Origin of the sequence: Sphingomonas sp. BK345, from assembly GCF_014193845.1 — a bacterium.
Taxonomy (GTDB): Bacteria; Pseudomonadota; Alphaproteobacteria; order Sphingomonadales; family Sphingomonadaceae; genus Sphingomonas.
In genome coordinates, this window is sequence record NZ_JACHZX010000001.1 from 606,156 (window position 1) to 623,299 (window position 17,144).

At 71.4% G+C, this 17,144-nt stretch carries 12 protein-coding genes; 5 read left to right on the forward strand and 7 right to left on the reverse strand.

Annotation, left to right across the window (positions count from 1 at the left end; translation table 11 throughout):
• Nucleotides 1-28 precede the first annotated feature (28 nt).
• The 3 genes from FHY03_RS02710 to FHY03_RS02720 form a co-directional block, all read right to left on the reverse strand.
• A complete protein-coding gene (locus FHY03_RS02710) occupies nucleotides 29-1,693 on the reverse strand; it encodes a diguanylate cyclase (protein WP_183928580.1) in 1,665 nt (554 codons plus the stop codon).
• A 347-nt stretch (nucleotides 1,694-2,040) separates the two neighbouring features.
• A complete protein-coding gene (clpA, locus tag FHY03_RS02715; protein ID WP_183928582.1) occupies nucleotides 2,041-4,368 on the reverse strand; it encodes an ATP-dependent Clp protease ATP-binding subunit ClpA in 2,328 nt (775 codons plus the stop codon).
• A 129-nt stretch (nucleotides 4,369-4,497) separates the two neighbouring features.
• The gene (locus FHY03_RS02720) at nucleotides 4,498-4,695 is read right to left on the reverse strand and encodes a DUF1192 domain-containing protein (protein WP_183921726.1); all 198 of its coding nucleotides are present in this window, start codon (nucleotides 4,693-4,695) and stop codon (nucleotides 4,498-4,500) included.
• Between the two features lie 130 nt (nucleotides 4,696-4,825).
• Here FHY03_RS02720 and FHY03_RS02725 point away from each other — a divergent pair, with 130 nt between their 5' ends.
• Nucleotides 4,826-5,827: an NAD(P)H-quinone oxidoreductase gene (locus tag FHY03_RS02725; protein ID WP_183921727.1), complete on the forward strand. Its 1,002-nt coding sequence runs from the start codon at nucleotides 4,826-4,828 to the stop codon at nucleotides 5,825-5,827.
• 158 nt (nucleotides 5,828-5,985) lie between these two features.
• Here FHY03_RS02725 and FHY03_RS02730 read toward each other — a convergent pair whose 3' ends face one another.
• Together FHY03_RS02730 and FHY03_RS02735 are read right to left on the reverse strand one after the other, a co-directional pair.
• Nucleotides 5,986-7,293: an MFS transporter gene (locus FHY03_RS02730; RefSeq protein WP_183928584.1), complete on the reverse strand. Its 1,308-nt coding sequence runs from the start codon at nucleotides 7,291-7,293 to the stop codon at nucleotides 5,986-5,988.
• Between the two features lie 205 nt (nucleotides 7,294-7,498).
• Nucleotides 7,499-8,989: an alginate export family protein gene (locus tag FHY03_RS02735; protein ID WP_183928586.1), complete on the reverse strand. Its 1,491-nt coding sequence runs from the start codon at nucleotides 8,987-8,989 to the stop codon at nucleotides 7,499-7,501.
• Between the two features lie 182 nt (nucleotides 8,990-9,171).
• On the opposite strand from FHY03_RS02735, the gene FHY03_RS02740 reads away from it, so the two are divergent.
• The 3 genes from FHY03_RS02740 to FHY03_RS02750 are packed head-to-tail and all read left to right on the forward strand — an operon-like array spanning nucleotide 9,172 to nucleotide 13,194.
• Nucleotides 9,172-10,923: an ATP-binding protein gene (locus tag FHY03_RS02740; RefSeq protein ID WP_221189951.1), complete on the forward strand. Its 1,752-nt coding sequence runs from the start codon at nucleotides 9,172-9,174 to the stop codon at nucleotides 10,921-10,923.
• Nucleotides 10,920-12,227 carry a sigma-54 dependent transcriptional regulator gene (locus tag FHY03_RS02745; RefSeq protein ID WP_183928590.1) on the forward strand — a complete coding sequence of 436 codons (1,308 nt, stop codon included), beginning with the start codon at nucleotides 10,920-10,922 and terminating at the stop codon, nucleotides 12,225-12,227. Before FHY03_RS02740 ends, FHY03_RS02745 begins: the two co-directional genes overlap by 4 nt.
• A gap of 10 nt (nucleotides 12,228-12,237) precedes the next feature.
• A complete protein-coding gene (locus FHY03_RS02750) occupies nucleotides 12,238-13,194 on the forward strand; it encodes a M48 family metallopeptidase (protein WP_183928592.1) in 957 nt (318 codons plus the stop codon).
• Nucleotides 13,195-13,414: 220 nt separating this feature from the next.
• On the opposite strand, the gene murA is transcribed toward FHY03_RS02750, so the two are convergent.
• Entirely contained in the window at nucleotides 13,415-14,698 is a 1,284-nt protein-coding gene (murA, locus tag FHY03_RS02755; RefSeq protein ID WP_183928594.1) for a UDP-N-acetylglucosamine 1-carboxyvinyltransferase, read from the reverse strand.
• A 138-nt stretch (nucleotides 14,699-14,836) separates the two neighbouring features.
• On the opposite strand from murA, the gene FHY03_RS02760 reads away from it, so the two are divergent.
• Nucleotides 14,837-15,577 (forward strand): Crp/Fnr family transcriptional regulator, encoded by a 741-nt coding sequence (locus tag FHY03_RS02760; protein WP_311721291.1) that lies wholly within the window; start codon nucleotides 14,837-14,839, stop codon nucleotides 15,575-15,577.
• Nucleotides 15,578-15,756: 179 nt separating this feature from the next.
• Here FHY03_RS02760 and pgmG read toward each other — a convergent pair whose 3' ends face one another.
• Nucleotides 15,757-17,133, reverse strand: a complete 1,377-nt coding sequence (gene pgmG, locus FHY03_RS02765; RefSeq protein WP_183921734.1) for a phosphoglucomutase/phosphomannomutase PgmG — start codon at nucleotides 17,131-17,133, stop codon at nucleotides 15,757-15,759.
• Between the last annotated feature and the right edge of the window lie 11 nt (nucleotides 17,134-17,144).

The window sequence follows — 17,144 nt, forward strand, 5'->3', positions numbered from 1 at the left end:
CCCAGCCCTAGCTGTCTCCAGCTCTCGACTAAGCCGCCGCGGCCCAGCGCACGCGATCGCGACCCGCCGTCTTGGCGGCGTAGAGCGCGTCGTCGGCGCGGCGATACAGTCGCTTCCACTCCGCCTCGGTCGCGATCGTGCCGCGCTCGCTGCCCAGCGAGGCGGTGACGGCGAGATCGAATGGCATCCGGGCCGCGCGCACCGCGCCGAGGATCTGGTCGGGCAGGTCGTCGCGCCCGGCGCCGGTCAGCACCGCGAACTCCTCGCCGCCCACGCGCGCCACCAGCGCGTCGTCGGGCACCACCGCGAGCAGCGCGCGCGCGAAGACGCGCAGCACCTCGTCGCCGCCGTCGTGGCCGAGCGTATCGTTGACCTGCTTGAAATGATCGATGTCGATCAGCACGAGCAGCTGGGGCTCGGCGCGCCCGATCGCCTCGCGCAGGAAGCTGCGGCGGTTCATCAGCCCGGTCAACGGGTCGCTGTCGGCGAGCAGCCGCGCCAGCATCTCCTGCTCGCGCGCGGCGTCCCGCTCCTCCACCACCAGCTTGATGCGCCACGCGATCACCAGCGCGCTGCATGACGCCTCGAGCGCCATCGCCAGCAGGGTCGAATTGTCGATGAAGAAGTTCCAGCGCACCAGCCCCGCCGCCTGCGCGACGCGCAGCCCGGCGAAAGCGAGCGGCGTGCCCCAGGCGAGCATGAACACGCGCGCGTGCGGCGTGTCGGCGCGCCAGCCGCGCCACAGCAGCGGCAGCGCCAGGGCTGCCACCGCGGCGAAGCTGGCGGTCAGCGCGGCGTCGAGCCAGTGCGATGCCCGGGGCATCAGCGTGCAATAGAGCGTCGCGGTCACCAGTACCGCACCGACCGACGACGTCGCCGTGCGCCCGACCCAGCCGGCGAACACGCGCGGGTGGAAGAAGCGCCGCGCGAACAGGATCGCGAAGCTGAGCGCCAGCGCCAGCAGCGCGGTGTTGAGCCGCAGCCGCAGGTTGTTGTCCATGCCCGTGAGCTGGCCGAGCAGCCCGGAGGAGCTGACACCATAGGCCAGCAGGCACAGCACCATCGCGCAATAGGGCGGGTGGAAGCGCTGGCGCAGCGCCGCGCCGAGCGCGAGGTTGGACATCAGCAGCGCCACGCACAGCCCGGCGAAGGCGGCGTAGAAGGCGGCCATCGCCACCTCCATCCGCGTCGACTGCGCCGGCGTCGCGACGCGCGGGTCGATGACGATGCCGCGCGTGACCGGCGCGCCGCGAACATGCCACAGCAGCGCGACGGGCCGCGCGGCATGATCCGGCAGCGCCAGCTCGAACACCGCGCCGAGCTTGAGCCGCTGCCACGCGGTCGCGCTGGTGAAGCCGGTCGAGCGTGTCGTGCCGTCGGCGTAGCGGACGTGGAGCGTCGCGGCGTCCTGCCAGACGCTGGCGGAGCGGATCAGCGAGCCGCGCGCGATCACGGGCAGGCGCGGCGCGAGCACCCAGTAATCGCCCGGTCCGGCGCTCCGCTGGTCGCTGGTGCAATCGAAGCCGCGCGGATCGGCGAGCACCGCGGCGGCACGTTCATGGGGCAGCGCGTGGCGGAAACAGGTCGCGAGCGGCGTCCCCGCCAGCGCCGCGGCCGGGGGCGCGAGCGCGACAAAGGCGCCGAGCAGAGCGAGCGCGCGCGCGATCCAGCGGATGACCGTCCCCCCGTTCATGACAATCGGCGTAACAGGGCCAACCCGAAGGGAAGGTTAACGGCGCGATCATATGTTGCGTGATGCGACGAGAAAAAGCGCGCGTCGCCGCCGCACCTGCCCAGGTCATGTCGGACTGTGTCGCTTCACTGGAGCGGAAGGCAACGGGAGGCAACGTAGCCAGCCGTCGTAAAGGGTGTTCCCCGGCGGAGGCCGGGGCCGAGCCGGGGACGGTCATGGCTCTCACCACCACCTTCCCACCCGGACCTCGGCCTTCGCCGGGGAACAATGTTCCATGCGAGGAGAGTGTCACCTCTCTGGACGGCGGCGGGGAACGCTCGTCCCCCGCCCCCTCGTCAGCCCTCGCCTCAGCCCGCCTCGACCGGCGCGGCCTTACCGCCCTTCTTCTTGCCCGGCTTCTTCGGCGCGGCGGGCTCGATCGCGAAGGAGAGCGCGCCCTCCTTCAGCTTCACCGTCACCTCGCCGCCGTGGACCAATTTGCCGAACAGCAGTTCCTCGGCGAGCGGCTGCTTGATCTTCTCCTGGATCAGGCGACCCATCGGACGCGCGCCGTACAGCTTGTCATAGCCCTTGTCGGTCAGCCACTTCTTGGCCTCGTCGTCGAGCTTGATGTGGACGTCGCGGTCGGCCAGCTGGAGCTCCAGCTGGAGGATGAACTTGTCCACCACGCGCGCCACCACCTCGGGCGGCAGGTAGCCGAACGGCACGATCGCATCGAGCCGGTTGCGGAACTCGGGCGTGAACATCTTCTGCACCGCCTGCTCGTCCTCGCCCTCGCGGGTGAGGTTGCCGAAGCCGACCGTCTCGCGCGCCATGTCCGCCGCGCCCGCGTTGGTCGTCATGATCAGGATGACGTTGCGGAAGTCGACGGTCTTGCCGTGCTGGTCGGTGAGCCGCCCGTTGTCCATCACCTGCAAGAGGATGTTGAACAGATCGGGGTGCGCCTTCTCGATCTCGTCGAGCAGCAGCACGCAGTGCGGGTTCTGGTCGACCGCGTCGGTCAGCAGGCCGCCCTGGTCGAAGCCGACATAGCCCGGGGGCGCACCGATCAGCCGGCTGACCGAGTGGCGCTCCATATACTCGCTCATGTCGAAGCGCTGGAGCGGGATGCCCAGGATGGTCGAGAGCTGCTTGGCCACCTCGGTCTTGCCGACGCCGGTCGGGCCGGAGAAGAGATAGTTGCCGATCGGCTTCTCCGGCTCGCGCAGCCCCGCGCGCGCCAATTTGATCGCCGACGACAGCTTCTCGATCGCGGCATTCTGGCCGAACACCACGCGCTTCAGGTCGGTCTCGAGCGTCTCGAGCTGCTTCTTGTCGTCGGTCGACACGCTCTTCGGCGGGATCCGCGCCATCGTCGCGATCACCGCCTCGATCTCCTTGGCGGTGATCGTCTTCTTGCGCTTCGACGGCGGCACCAGCATCTGCATCGCGCCGACCTCGTCGATCACGTCGATCGCCTTGTCGGGCAGCTTGCGGTCGTTGATGTAGCGCGCGCTCAGCTCCACCGCCGACTTGATCGCGTCGGGCGTGTACTTGACCGAGTGATGGTCCTCGAACGCCGAGCGCAGGCCTGCGAGGATCTTGATCGTGTCCTCGATCGAGGGCTCGTTGACGTCGATCTTCTGGAAGCGCCGCAGCAGCGCGCGGTCCTTCTCGAAGTGGTTGCGGAACTCCTTGTAGGTGGTCGAGCCGATGCAGCGGATCGTGCCGCCGGACAGCGCCGGCTTGAGCAGGTTGGACGCGTCCATCGCGCCGCCGCTGGTCGCGCCCGCGCCGATCACGGTGTGGATCTCGTCGATGAAGAGCACCGCGTCGGGCAGCTTCTCCAGCTCGTTGACCACCGCCTTGAGCCGCTCCTCGAAGTCACCGCGGTAGCGGGTGCCGGCGAGCAGCGCGCCCATGTCGAGCGAGTAGATCACCGCGGGCTTGAGCACCTCGGGTACGTCGCCCTCGACGATCTTGCGCGCCAGCCCCTCCGCGATCGCTGTCTTCCCGACGCCGGGATCGCCGACATAGAGCGGGTTGTTCTTGGAACGCCGGCACAGGATCTGCACCGTGCGGTCCACCTCTGCCATGCGGCCGATCAGCGGGTCGACCTTGCCGACCTTCGCTTTCTCGTTGAGGTCGACGGTGAACTGCTTGAGCGCGCTCTCGCCCTTCTTGCCCGACGTGTCCGCCTTCTCCTTCTTCTCCTCCTCGGCCGCGCCCTTCACGCTGGTGGCCTCGGGGGTGGCGGCGCCCTTGCCGACGCCGTGGCTGATGAAGCTGACCGCGTCGAGGCGGCTCATGTCCTGCTGCTGGAGGAAATAGACCGCGTAGCTCTCGCGCTCGGAGAAGAGCGCGACCAGCACGTTGGCGCCGGTCACCTCGTCGCGGCCGGACGACTGGACGTGCAGGATCGCGCGCTGTACGACGCGCTGGAAGCCCGAGGTGGGCGACGGGTCGGTCGTGGCGTCGACGCGCAGCGCGCCGAGCTCGGTGTCGAGGTAATGCGCGACCGTGGTCTTGAGCTCGCCGAGGTCGACGCCGCACGCGGACATCACCTGGCTGGCGTGCTCGTCGTCGATCAGCGCGAGCAGCAGGTGCTCCAGCGTGGCATATTCATGGCGGCGCGAGGAAGCGGCCTCGAGCGCCTTGTGCAGCGTGGTCTCGAGAGCGCTGGCGAATGAGGGCATCAGATTACTCCTAGCGAGCCGCGTGAGGACACGCGGCCCATCGTCACGAATGTCGTGATTGATTGGCCCCGCATCAAGCGCTGGCCTCCGCACCGGGAGCGATCGTTCGCCAGCCCAGTGCGCCAGCGTTCATCGCTTGAATAGCGCGTCCGCGCTTGCGCGATGGTTAACGGCCCCGTCTATTTTGCGCCGGACCCGCGCGATCTCGCCCTCCAGCGCGTCGGCGCGCGCCTCCAGCTCGATGACCGAAAGTCGGTCGAGATCCTCGCGCAGCAGCGCGGCGAGCGGGTCGTCCCGCTGCGGGCCGAGGATGTCGTCTAGGTCCATGTGCGGATCGTCCTACCGGGGCGGCGCGGAGTCAAGCCGCGGCGAACCCGAGTGTGGCGTGCGCGTTGACGCCCTCGCCGCGCCGGCCATAAGGCGGGGAAGACGCCAGAATGAAAGGGTTGCCCTAGCGATGACCGACCTGCCCGAGGTGATGCTGGCGATCGATCCCGCGGAGTCCGGCGGCCCGGAGGTCCTGGTGCCGGTCGAGCGCGCGGTGCCGCGACCGGGCGCGGGCGAGCTGCTGGTGCGAGTCGCCGCGGCGGGGGTCAACCGTCCCGACGTGCTGCAGCGCCAGGGCAACTATCCCCCGCCCCCCGGCGCGCCGAGCGTGCTCGGGCTCGAGCTGGCGGGCGAGGTGGTGGCGCTCGGCGACGGCGTGGAGCCGGTGCTGCTCGGCCAGCCGGTCTGCGCGCTCGTCGCGGGCGGCGCTTACGCCGACTATGCGCTGGTGCCCGCGGGCCAGGCGCTGCCCGTGCCCGAGGCGCTGTCGATGACCGAGGCGGCGGCGCTGCCCGAGACGCTCTACACGGTATGGACCAACCTCTTCGAGCGTGCCTTCGCGATGGAGGGCGACACCGTGCTGGTGCACGGCGGCACCAGCGGCATCGGCACGATGGCGATCACGCTCTCCAACCTCTTCGGGCTGGAGATCATCGTTACCGTCGGCTCGGACGAGAAGGCCGCGGCGGCGCGGCGGCTCGGCGCCGACCATGCGATCAACTATCGCTCGGAGGATTTCGTCGCGCGCGTCCGCGACATCACCGAGGGGCGCGGCTGCGCGGCGGTGCTCGACATGGTGGGCGGCGACTATGTGCCGCGCAACCTCCAGTGCCTCGCCGAGGACGGCCGCCACGTCTCGATCGCGGTGCAGCGCGGCGCCAACGCGACCGTGCCGTTGTTCGAGATCATGCGGCGGCGGCTGACGCTGACCGGCTCGACGCTGCGCGCGCGCGACGCCGGCTTCAAGGCGCTGGTCACCGACGAGATCGCGCGCACGGTGTGGCCCTTCGCCGCGGCGGGCAAGCTCAAGCCGGTGATGGACCGCAGCTTCCCGCTGGCGGAGGCCGCCGAGGCGCACCGGCGGATGGAGAGCGGCGACCATATCGGCAAGATCGTGCTGACGATGGGGTGAGCGGCCCTTAGGTCCTCCCCGCATGGCGGGGAGGGGGACCAGCCGAAGGCTGGTGGAGGGGGGCGTCCGCATACGAGGCGGTGCGTTCGCGGAGATCCCCCTCCACCACTCGCCTACGGCGAGCGGTCCCCCTCCCCGTACCGGGGAGGATCTTGCCCTCAATCCTCCGCGATCAGGCTCGCCTTGCCCGTGTCGCGCATGCGCAGGTAGACCAGCAGCGACACGCCGATCATCACCGTGACGTACCAATAGAAGCCCTGCTCCCAGCCGTGCTGCTTGAAGCTCAGCGCGACATATTCCGCCGTTCCGCCGAAGATCGTGTTGGCCAGCGCGTAGGGCAGCGCCACCCCCAGCGCGCGGATGTGCGCGGGGAACAGCTCCGCCTTCACCACCGCGTTGATCGAGGTATAGCCGGTAACGATCACCAGCGCCGCCATCACCAGCAGCCCCGCGACGGTCGCGTCGCGCGTGTGCTCCAGCGCGGAGAAGATCGGATAGGTGAACAGCACGCCCGCCACGCCGAACGCGACCATCAGCGGCTTGCGCCCGATCCGGTCGGACAGCCCGCCCGCGACCGGCTGGAGCAGCATGAAGGCGAACAAGGTCACCGCGTTGATCTGGGTCGCGGTCTCCTTGGAGAAGCCCGAGGTGTTGACCAGAAACTTCTGCATGTAGATCGAGTAAGCGTAGAAGGCGAGCGTGCCCCCGGCGGTGAGCAGCATCACCAGCGCCGTCTCGCGCGGATGGCGGCGCAGCAGCGTGCCGAAGCCCGACTTGGGCGCGTCGCTCGCCTTGACCTTCTCGAAACTCTGCGTCTCGGCCAGCCCGCGGCGCAGCCAGAACACCACCAGCGCCAGCACCGCGCCAATCGCGAAGGGGATGCGCCAACCCCAGCTGGTCAGCGCCTGCTCGCTCATCACCGATTGCAGCACCACCAGCAGCAGGATCGCGAGCAGCTGCCCCGAGATCAGCGTGACATACTGGAATGACGAGAAGAAGCCGCGCCGCTCCTTGCCCGCCATCTCGGACAGATAGGTCGCGCTGGCGCCATATTCGCCGCCGACCGACAGCCCCTGCATCAGCCGCGCCAGCACCAGCAGCGCGGGCGCGCCATAGCCGATCGTCTCGATGCCGGGGGAGCAGGCGATGATCAGCGAGCCGGTGCACATCAGCGTCACCGACAAGGTCAGCCCCGCCTTGCGCCCGCGGCGATCGGCGTAGATGCCCATGATCCACGCGCCGATCGGGCGCATCACGAAGCCCACCGCGAACACCGCCGCCGCGCTCAGCAGCTGCGCGGTCGGATCGTCCTTGGGAAAGAAATGCCTGACGAAATAGAGCGTGAACGCGGAATAGACGTACCAGTCGAACCACTCGACCAGGTTACCGGTCGAGCCGCCGATAATCGACTTGAGCCGGCCGGCGACGGGGGCGGCCTCGGGGGCGGTGGGCGGCGCGACGGCCATGGCGTCTCTCCTCATCGTGTGTACGTTATCGCGTCGGTGGTGGAGGCGCCAACAATCCTCCCGCTTGGCGGGGAGGGGGACCGCCGCGCGCCAGCGCGGTGGTGGAGGGGGCTCCCCGCGAAGTGCAGCGCCTGCGGAAGCCCCCCTCCACCAGCCTGCGGCTGGTCCCCCTCCCCGTGCCGGGGAGGATCGTCGAACTGCCCCATCAGAACCGCAGGCTCAGCCACGCTGCGAGGAAGTCCGAGCTATTATACCCCGCCCGCGTCAGCGCGTCCTTGGCGATCAGATGCTCGTAGCGCCCGGTGACGCTCACCCGCGGCGTCACCGCCCAGATCGCCTGGAAGCGCATCAGGTCGGCGATGCGCCTCCCCGCCACGTCCTGCGTGCCGGCGAAGGCGGCGCCCGAGGCGCGGTACACCGCGTCCTTCTCCGTCGCGCGCCACGCCATCGTGTACTCGCCCGTGACGCGCAGCGCCTTGACCGGGCTGAACGAGACGTTGGGCGAGACCGACATCAGGTTGGTCGGCGTCAGAAACAGCTGGTAGCTGTAGTAGATGTTGTTGCCGTAGAGCCCGCTCGCGGTGCGCAGCGTGCCGCCGTCATAGGCGCCCCCGCCGCTGGCATAGTCGAGGTGGACCCCGACCCGCGGCGCGCTCGCCGCCTTGCCGAGGCGGTAGGTCTGCGCGACGAAGGCCTGCCACGCGCTGATCGGGCGATCCCCGAACGTGCCGCCCTGATGGTTCACGGTCCAGTCGACCGTGACCGGCCCGGCGTCGCCGTAGAGGTGGAGGCCGTAGAACATCCGCTCCTCGCGCGCGACCGTGCCGTTCCAGCTCGCCGCGCGGTTGCGCAGCCGCCAGACGAAGGGGTCGAAGAACAGCTTGGAGCCGCCGAGGAAATCGCTCGGCACCGCATAGCCGAAAGTGACGCCGCTGAAGCGCCGCGCGCCGTCGGTGCGGTCGTCGCTCAGCTGCTGCTGGCCGTAGGCGATGTAGCGCAGGTCGAACACGTCGGCGCGCACGCGCCGGCCGCGCGCATAGGCGCGGACGCCGTCGAGCACGAAGTGGAGCGTGGGATCGTCGCGCACCGAGGTGAGCAGGTTGGGCCCGTCGGAGAATTCCTGCCGCCCGGCGCGCACGCCCACGGACGCGCCGCCGATCGTGCCATAGACCTCGCCGAAGCCCTGCGACAGCGTCAGCGCGTTGCGCAGGTTGCCCGCGGGCGTGCCGATGTTGACGCCGTCCACCCGCGCCTTGGCGAGCTCGCCGAAGACGCGGACATGCTCGCCGAGGTGGAGGTCGGCGCCGGCGAAGACGCGCAGCCGCTCCTGCCGCTGCGCCGCGCGGTCGCGCAGGTCGGGGTTGGTGGTCGCCTGGACGCGGTAGCGGAGCTCGCCCGAGAGCGAGAGATAGACCGAGCCGTCCTCAGTCAGCGGCAGATACTTGAGCCGGTCGAGCGGGTCGTCGCGCTGGTCCGCATCGGCCATCGCGCGCCAGTCCTCGGCCCAGCGCGAGACGTTGTACTTGCCCTGCGCGGTGCCCTCGCCGATCCCGGCAGCGGGGTATTCCGACGCGATCGGCGTCGCGGGCGCGGCCTTGCCGCCGCCCACGGGAGCGCCCGCCTGCGCGCCCGCGGGCGCCGCCGCCAAAAGCGCGGGGGCGAGCAGCGCGCTCGACATCAGTGAAACTCGTATCATGACCTCTCCACGGGCTGGCGGCTCGACCCGGCGTGACGGCGGCCGTCGCTCTCGCGGCCATCGTACGTCGCCGCGACCGGGCGGGCGAAAACACGCTCATCCTAGGATTTCCGCGGCTCTGGGCACGACGAGGCGCGGGTTTCCGCATGGTCTCGGCGACCCCGATGCGGTATCCCGCACGCGTGTTCCCACCGCGTCGCCCCGGTCTGCTGCTCGCCGCGCTCGCGGTCGTGCTGCTCGGCGCGCTGTTCTATCTCGCCGCGGCGCACGTGACGCGGCAGCGCGCGCTCGACCGGGTGGAGGACGAGGCGCTGCGCACCGCGCGCCAGCAGGCGCGGCTGATCGACAGCGAGCTCGCCAAGTTCCGCCTGCTGCCGATCGTGCTGAGCGAATATGGCGACCTGCGCGACGCGCTGGTGCAGGGCGCCGCCTCCCGCGCGGCGACGCGGCTCGACGACAAGCTCGCCTCGCTCGCGCGGCGCACCGGCGCGCCGGTGATCTACGCGATCGACTCGCGCGGCCTCACCGTCTCCGCGTCCAACGCCGCCGGCGCGCAGAGCTTCGTCGGCCACGACTACCGCTTCCGCCCCTATTTCCAGCAGGCGATGCGCGACGGCGCGGCGGAGCATTTCGCGCTCGGCAACGTCAGCGGGCGGCCCGGGCTGTTCATGGCGCGGCGGATCGACGGCGCCGCGGAGCCGCTCGGCGTCGTGGTGGTGAAGGTCGAGTTCGACGCGATCACGCGCGCCTGGGCCAATGATCCCGGCGAGACCCTGCTCGCCGACGAGCGCGGCATCGTGCTCGCCGCGACCGACCCGCGCGCCGCGCTCCACGTGCTCGCGCCGCTGCCCCCCGCGACGCTCGCCGCGATCCGCCGCACCGGCCAGTTCCTCGATCGCCCGCTCGCGCCGACCCGCTACCGCCTCGCCGGCAGCGACGCCGTCGCGCCCGATGGCGCGCCGCTGCGCCTCACCGCGGTGCCCGCGGCACATGCGGGCTGGCGGCTGCTCCATCTCGTGCCCGTCACGCGCGCGCTGCGCGACGCCGCCAATCTCGCGCGACTCGCCACCGCCACCGCGGTGCTGCTGATGGCGCTGGTCGCGGCGCTGTGGCTGTGGCGGACCAGCCGGATCGCGCGCGCCACGGCGGATCGCGCCCGGCTCGAGCAGGCGGTGGCGGCGCGCACCGCCGAGCTCAGCGCGGCGATGGCGCGGCGCGAGGACGCCGACCGCCGCTTCCGCGCCGCGCGCGAGGAGCTGGCACAGGCCAACCGGCTCGCCTCGCTCGGCTCGATCACCGCGGGGCTAGCGCATGAGATCAACCAGCCGGTGGCGACGATCCGCACGCTCGCCGAGAACGCGCGCCACCATCTCGCGCAGCAGCGCACCGAGCGCGTCGCCGCCAACCTCGACAGCGCAGTGGCGCTGACCGAGCGGATCGGCACGATCACGCAGGAGATGCGTCGCTTCGCCCGCCGCGGCAGCGGCACCGCGGGACCGATCGCGCTCGACGACGTGATCGACGGCACGCGGCTGCTGGTGGGCGACCGCCTGCGCGCCGCGCGCGTGGCGCTCGACTGGCCCCCGCCGGGACAGCCGAACGTGTTCGCCGGACGCGTGCGGCTCGAACAGGTGCTGGTCAATCTGATCAACAACGCGGTCGACGCGCTCGCCGGGCGCGCCGACCCGCGCGTCGCGCTGACCGTGACGACGAGGGAGGAGTGGGTGGAGCTGACCGTGGCGGACAACGGGCCGGGGATCGACCCGGCGCTGGGCGACGAGGTGTTCAGCCCCTTCGTCACGGGGCGCCCCGACGGGCTCGGGCTCGGGCTCGGCATCGCGCGCGACATCATCGCGCAGTTCGACGGCACGCTGCGGATCGTTCCCTCGCCGCTCGGCGGCGCGGCGTTCCGCGCGACGGTGCGACGCGCATGAGCGAGTCACCGCTCCGCGTCGTGCTGATCGACGACGACGATGGCCTGCGCACCGCGCTGGCCGACAGCTTCGCGATCGCCGGCATCGACGTCGAGCCGTATGGCGACGCGCGCGCAGCGCTGGCGCAGCTCGACGCCGATTTCCGCGGCATCGTCGTCAGCGACATCCGCATGCCCAGGATGGACGGCCATGCGCTGTTCGAGGAGGTGGCGGCGCGCGATCCCGAGCTGCCGGTGATCCTGATGACCGGCCACGGCGACATCGCGATGGCGGTGGCCGCGCTCAAGCAGGGCGCGTTCGACTTCATCGCCAAGCCCTTCGCCGCCGACCATCTGATCGCCAGCGCGCGCCGCGCGCTCGAGATGCGCCGGCTGGTGCTGGAGAACCGCCGGCTGCGCGTCGCCGCGGCCGAGGCCGAGACGCATTACCCGCTGATCGGCGACACGCCCGCGATGGTGCGGCTGCGCGACACGATCCGCCAGCTCGCCGACGTCGACGTCGACGTGCTGGTCGAGGGCGAGACCGGCACGGGCAAGGAGCTGGTCGCGCTGCTGCTGCACCGCTGGAGTCACCGTCGCGCGCGCCAGTTCGTCGCCGTCGACTGCGCCGCTTTGCCCGACGCGGTGGCGGACGAGGCGCTGTTCGGCAGCCGCGCCCAGCCCGGCCGGGTCGCCGACGCCGACCGCGGCACGCTCTTCCTCGACGAGATCGACAGCATGTCGCCCGCGCTCCAGGGCAAGCTGCTGCGCGTGGTCGAGGAGCGCGAGCTGCCCCAGCCCGGCGGCGCGCCGCGCGTGGTCAACCTGCGCGTCGTCGCCGCGGCCAAGACCGATCTCGCCGCCGCGGTGGCCGAGGGACGGTTCCGCGCCGATCTGCTCTACCGGCTGGAGACGGTGCGGCTGCGCATCCCGCCGCTGCGCGAGCGCCGCGCCGACGTGCCGCTGCTGTTCGCCTATTTCCTCGGCGAGGCGGCGGAGCGGTTCGGGCGGGAGCGGCCCAACATCGACCCCGCGGTAGAGGCGCGGCTCGTCGCCGACGACTGGACCGGCAACGTCCGCGAGCTGCGCAACTATGCCACGCGCGTCGTGCTCGGGGTGGCGGAGGGGACGCCGAGCGCGGCCGACCAGCTGCCGCTCGCCGAGCGCGTCGACCGTTTCGAGGCGGCGACGATCCGCGCCGCGCTCGACCGGGTGCGCGGCGACGTCGGCGCCGCCGCCGCCGAGCTTCAGCTCCCGCGCCGCAGCCTCTATGACAGACTACAGCGTCACGGCATCGAGCCGGCGGCGTTCCGCCAGCGCGAGTGATCCTGCCCCGATGCGTCTCCTGTTCCTGTTCGCTTCCCTTCTCCCCGCCGCGCTGCTCGCCGCCGTTCCCGCCGCGGCCGAGCCGACATTGCTCGAGGTCGACCAACGGCTCGCCGCGATCGCGTGGCGGCTGACGACGGCCAACGCGCCCTTGTGCCGCGACCAGCAGCCGGTGATCGGCGCCACCCTCCACGCCGCCGACCAATATCCCCCCGCGTTGCGTGCCGCCTTCGCCGCGCCGGTGGCGGTCGAGCTGGTGGTGCCGGCCGCCCCGGCGGCGACCGCGGGGGTGGCGGCCGATGACGGGCTGATCGCGATCGACGGCACCGCGGTCGCGGCGCCGGCCGGCGGTGACTCGACGACGAGCGTGACTCGCGATGCGGCGCAAGCGCTGCTCGCGTCGCGCCCCCCGACCGCACCGCTCGCGCTGACGCTCCGCCGTGCCGGCGCCGAGCGGTCGGTGACCGTGCAGCCGCGGGTGGGCTGCCGCGTCGAGTTCGAGGTGCTCGCGGGCAACAAGCTTGGTGCCTCGTCCGACGGTCGCGTGGTGCAGGTCGGCGGGAGATTGTTCGAGCTGTTCGGCGACGATCAGGTAGCGGTGGTGGTCGCGCACGAGCTGGCCCACGCCATCCTGCGCCACCGCGCGCGGCTGGAGGCGGCCGGCGTTAAGTGGGGGCTGTTCGCCGAACTGGGTCGCAACGGCCGGCTGTTCCGCCAGACCGAGACCGAGGCCGATCTGCTCGGCGCCTATCTGCTCCGCAACGCGGGCTGGGACCCGCAGCTGGCGGTGCGCTTCTGGCGCGAGGAGGGCGGCAAGATCGACGGCGGCTTCTTCCGCAGCCGCACCCACCCGTCCGCCAAGGCGCGCGCCGACGCGATCGCGACCGAGCTGGCGACGATGCCCGCGAACGCGCCGCTGCCCTATGCACCGCCGCTGCTGGCGAAGCGCGACGCGCCGCTGGGGTGAGCGACGGAGGGCGGGCGGATGGCGCGACAGGTGAGGGGATGCGCCTCCTGCCTCTGCCGTCATCCCGGACTTGTTCCGGGATCCACTCGTCCGCGAGCGGAACGCCTTCCGAGTACGCGGACCGGTGGATTCCGGAACAGGTCCGGGATGACGGCGCGGGTTTGAGGATACGGGAGAAAGACTCAGAGAAAGCGCGCGAGGACGCGCGCCCGCCGCCTTATCACCCCCCCGAGTCGCGCTCGATATCGGCCCCCACCGCCGACAGCTTCTCCTCGAGCCGCTCATAGCCGCGGTCGAGGTGGTAGACGCGCGCGACGCTGGTCTCGCCCTCCGCCACCAGCCCGGCGATGATCAGGCTCATCGACGCGCGCAGGTCGGTCGCCATCACCGGCGCTCCGACCAGGCGATCGACCCCCTTCACCACCGCGGTGCGGCCGTGCACCTGGATGTCCGCCCCCATCCGCGCCAGCTCGGGCACGTGCATGTAGCGGTTCTCGAAGATCGTCTCGGTCAGCACGCTGGCGCCCTCGGCCTTGCACAGCATCGCCATGAACTGCGCCTGCATGTCGGTCGCGAAGCCCGGGTAAGGTGCGGTGGAGAGCGTCAGCGGCGCCAGCTTGCCCTCGCTCGTCACCACGATCGAGTCGCGCCGCTCCTCGATCCCCACGCCCGCCGCGCGCAGCGCGTCCAGCGTCGCGCCCATGTCGGCGGCGTTGACGTTGGCGAGCTCGACCGTGCCGCCGGTCACCGCCGCGGCACAGGCGTAGCTGCCTGCCTCGATCCGGTCGGGCATCACGCCATACGTGGCGCCGTGCAGCTCGGCGACGCCCTCGATCTCGAGCGTCTCGGTGCCGATCCCCTCGATACGCGCGCCCATCGCGACGAGGCAGCGGCACAGGTCGACGATCTCGGGCTCGCGCGCGGCGTTCTCGATGCGGCTGCTGCCCCGCGCGGTCACCGCCGCCATCAGAACGTTCTCGGTCGCGCCCACCGACACGATCGGGAAGGTGTAGCGCCCGCCCTCGAGGCGGCCGCCCGGCGCGGTGGCGGTGACATAGCCGGCCGACATCTCCAGCTCGGCGCCGATCGCCTGGAGCGCCTTGAGGTGCAGGTCGATCGGGCGATTGCCGATGGCGCAGCCGCCCGGCAGCGAGACCCGCGCCTGCCCCGCGCGCGCCAGGATCGGGCCGAGCACCAGGATCGAGGCGCGCATCTTGCGCACGATGTCATAGGGCGCCTCGGTCGAGCTGAGCTGGCCGGCGCGGATCGTCATCACGCGGCCGAAATCCTCCGGCCGGCTGCCCTCGATCGTGGTCGAGGCGCCGAGCTGGTTGAGCAGATGGCCGAAGCCGTCGACGTCGGCGAGCCGCGGCAGGTTGCGCAGCGTCAGCGGCTCGTCGGTGAGCAGGGCGCAGGGCATCAGCGTCAGCGCGGCGTTCTTGGCGCCGGAGATGGGAAGACGACCGTTCAGGCGGTTACCGCCGCGGATAAGAATGCGATCCATCGCCCCGCTCTATCGAAGCCCCGCGCGGTCGCCAAGGATGAGCGAACATGGTGACCCCCGCGTGCGCTTGATCGGTTTTAATGCACGTTGGTCGATTGCCCGCGTAACGAACGCACAGATCAAGGGGATATCCACCGGGTGCCAGCGCGTAGCCTCGCCGACAGGATCGGCGACATGATAATCCTCACCGCGCCCGAGCGCGCGGCGCTAGACCAGCTGGGTGAGCGCGAGCGCACCGTCCGCAAGGGGATGACGCTGGTGCGGGAGAATGAACGCTCCACCGAGCTGTTCGCGCTGAAGAGCGGCATGCTGATCGCCTATGTTTTGCTGGACGACGGCAGCCGGCAGATCCTGCGCTTCATCTTCCCCGGCGACCTCACCGGCATGGCGGTGATCGCCTTTGGCAAGGCGCCGCACGCGCTCCTCGCGCTGGCGGACAGCGTGGTGGTGCCGATCGACCGCACGCAGGTAGCCGACATCGTCTTCCGCTTCCCCCGCGTCGCGCTGGCGCTCGCCGCGCTCGAGCAGGTCGAGCGCGCGACGCTGACCGATCGTCTCGCCGGTTTGGGTCGGATGTCGGCGCGCGCGCGCGTCGCGGCGGTGCTGCTCGACCTGCGCGACCGCATCCGCCGCCAGGACGAGAACACTGGCGACACCTTCGCGCTGGGGCTGACGCAGGAGGAGATCGGCGACGCCACCGGTCTCACCGCGGTGCACGTCAACCGCATGCTGCGCCAGCTCGAGGAGCAGGGACTGATCGCGCGCTCGGGCGGCCGGGTGACGCTGCTCGACGAAGCGCGGCTGATGCGCAGCGCCAACCACGTCGACCGGCTCGCCGCGGTCGACCTGAGCTGGTTGCCAGGGCCGAGCGGGGGGTAGCGCGGCGGCGGCGACGCTCGCTTGCCAGCTCTCTGCCGTCATCCTGAACTGGTTTCAGGATCCACTGTGCCGCGCGTTCAACGACCGTCGCGCTCGCAAAACAGTGGATGCTGACCCAAGTTCAGCATGACGTCAGCGAACGGAGCGAGGCCGTCTCGTCATAGTCCCCGCGCGTCGCGCTACCGCCGCACCCCGCTCGCCGCCAGCTCCGCGTCGATCGCCGCCACCAGCCGCGCCAGCCCCGCCTCGTCGCGCGCCTCGGCGCGCAGGGTCAGCGCCGCCTGAGTATTCGACGCGCGCAGCAGCCACCAGCCGTCGTCGACCGACACGCGCACGCCGTCGGTACGATCGACGCGCGCGGCAGCGGCGTCGAGCCGCGCCGCCACCTCGGCCACCACTGCGAGCTTGCGCGCCTCGTCGACCGGGACGCGCCACTCGGGCGTGGTGCAGCGCGGCGGCAGCGCGGCGCGCAGGTCCGCGAGCGGCTGACCCGCGCGCCGCACCGCGCGCAGCAGCCGCACCGCCGCGTACAGCGCGTCGTCGAAGCCGTAATAGCCGTGCGCGAAGAAGATGTGGCCCGACAGCTCGCCCGCGAGCGGCGCGCCCACCTCCTTCATCTTCGACTTCATCTCGCTATGGCCGGTGCGCCACATCAGCGCCTTGCCGCCCAGCGCGGCGATGCGGTCGAACAATGCGTCGCTCGATTTCACGTCGGCGACGATCGTCGCGCCGGGCAGCTCCTCGAGCAAGGGCGCGGCGAGCAGCGCGAGGATCTCGTCGCCCCACAGCACACGGCCCGCGGCGTCGACCGCGCCGATCCGGTCGCCGTCGCCGTCGAAGGCGAAGCCGAGGTCGAGCCTCTCGCGCGCGATCAGCGCCTTGAGGTCGGCGAGATTGGCCTCGACCGTCGGGTCGGGGTGATGGTGGGGGAAGTTGCCGTCGATCTCGCAGAACAGCAGGTGGTGCTCCCCCGGCAGGCGCGCGGTGAGCGCGCGCACCACCTCGCCCGCCGCGCCGCTGCCCGCGTCCCAGCCGACGCGGAGCGGCCGTCCCTCGCCGCGCTCCGGATCGCCCGCGAGCAGCCGGTCGACATAATCGGCGCGAACATCGCGCTCGCTCACCCTGCCCTGCCCGCTGGTCCAGTCGCCCGCCGCGGCGAGGCGCGCCAGGTCGGTGATGTCGTCGCCGAAGAAGCTGTCGCCACGGAGCACCAGCTTGAAACCGTTGTCGTCGCGCGGGTTGTGGCTGCCGGTCACCTGCACCCCGCCGTCGACCCCGAGCGTCGCCGCGGCATAATAGAGCATCGGCGATGGTCCCAGCCCGACCCGCACCACGTCGACGCCGCCCTCGCTCAAACCGCGCACAAGCGCCGCCTCGAGCGCGGGCGAGTGGGTGCGCCCGTCGTAACCGACCGCGACGCTGGTCCCGCCGGCGCGCCGCAGCCGCGTGGCGAAGCTGCGGCCGACGGCATAGGCGTCCGCGTCCGACAGGTTGGTGCCGACGGTGCCGCGCACGTCATATTCGCGCAGGATCACGGGGTCGAAGCGGTGGCTCATGCCGGCGATCC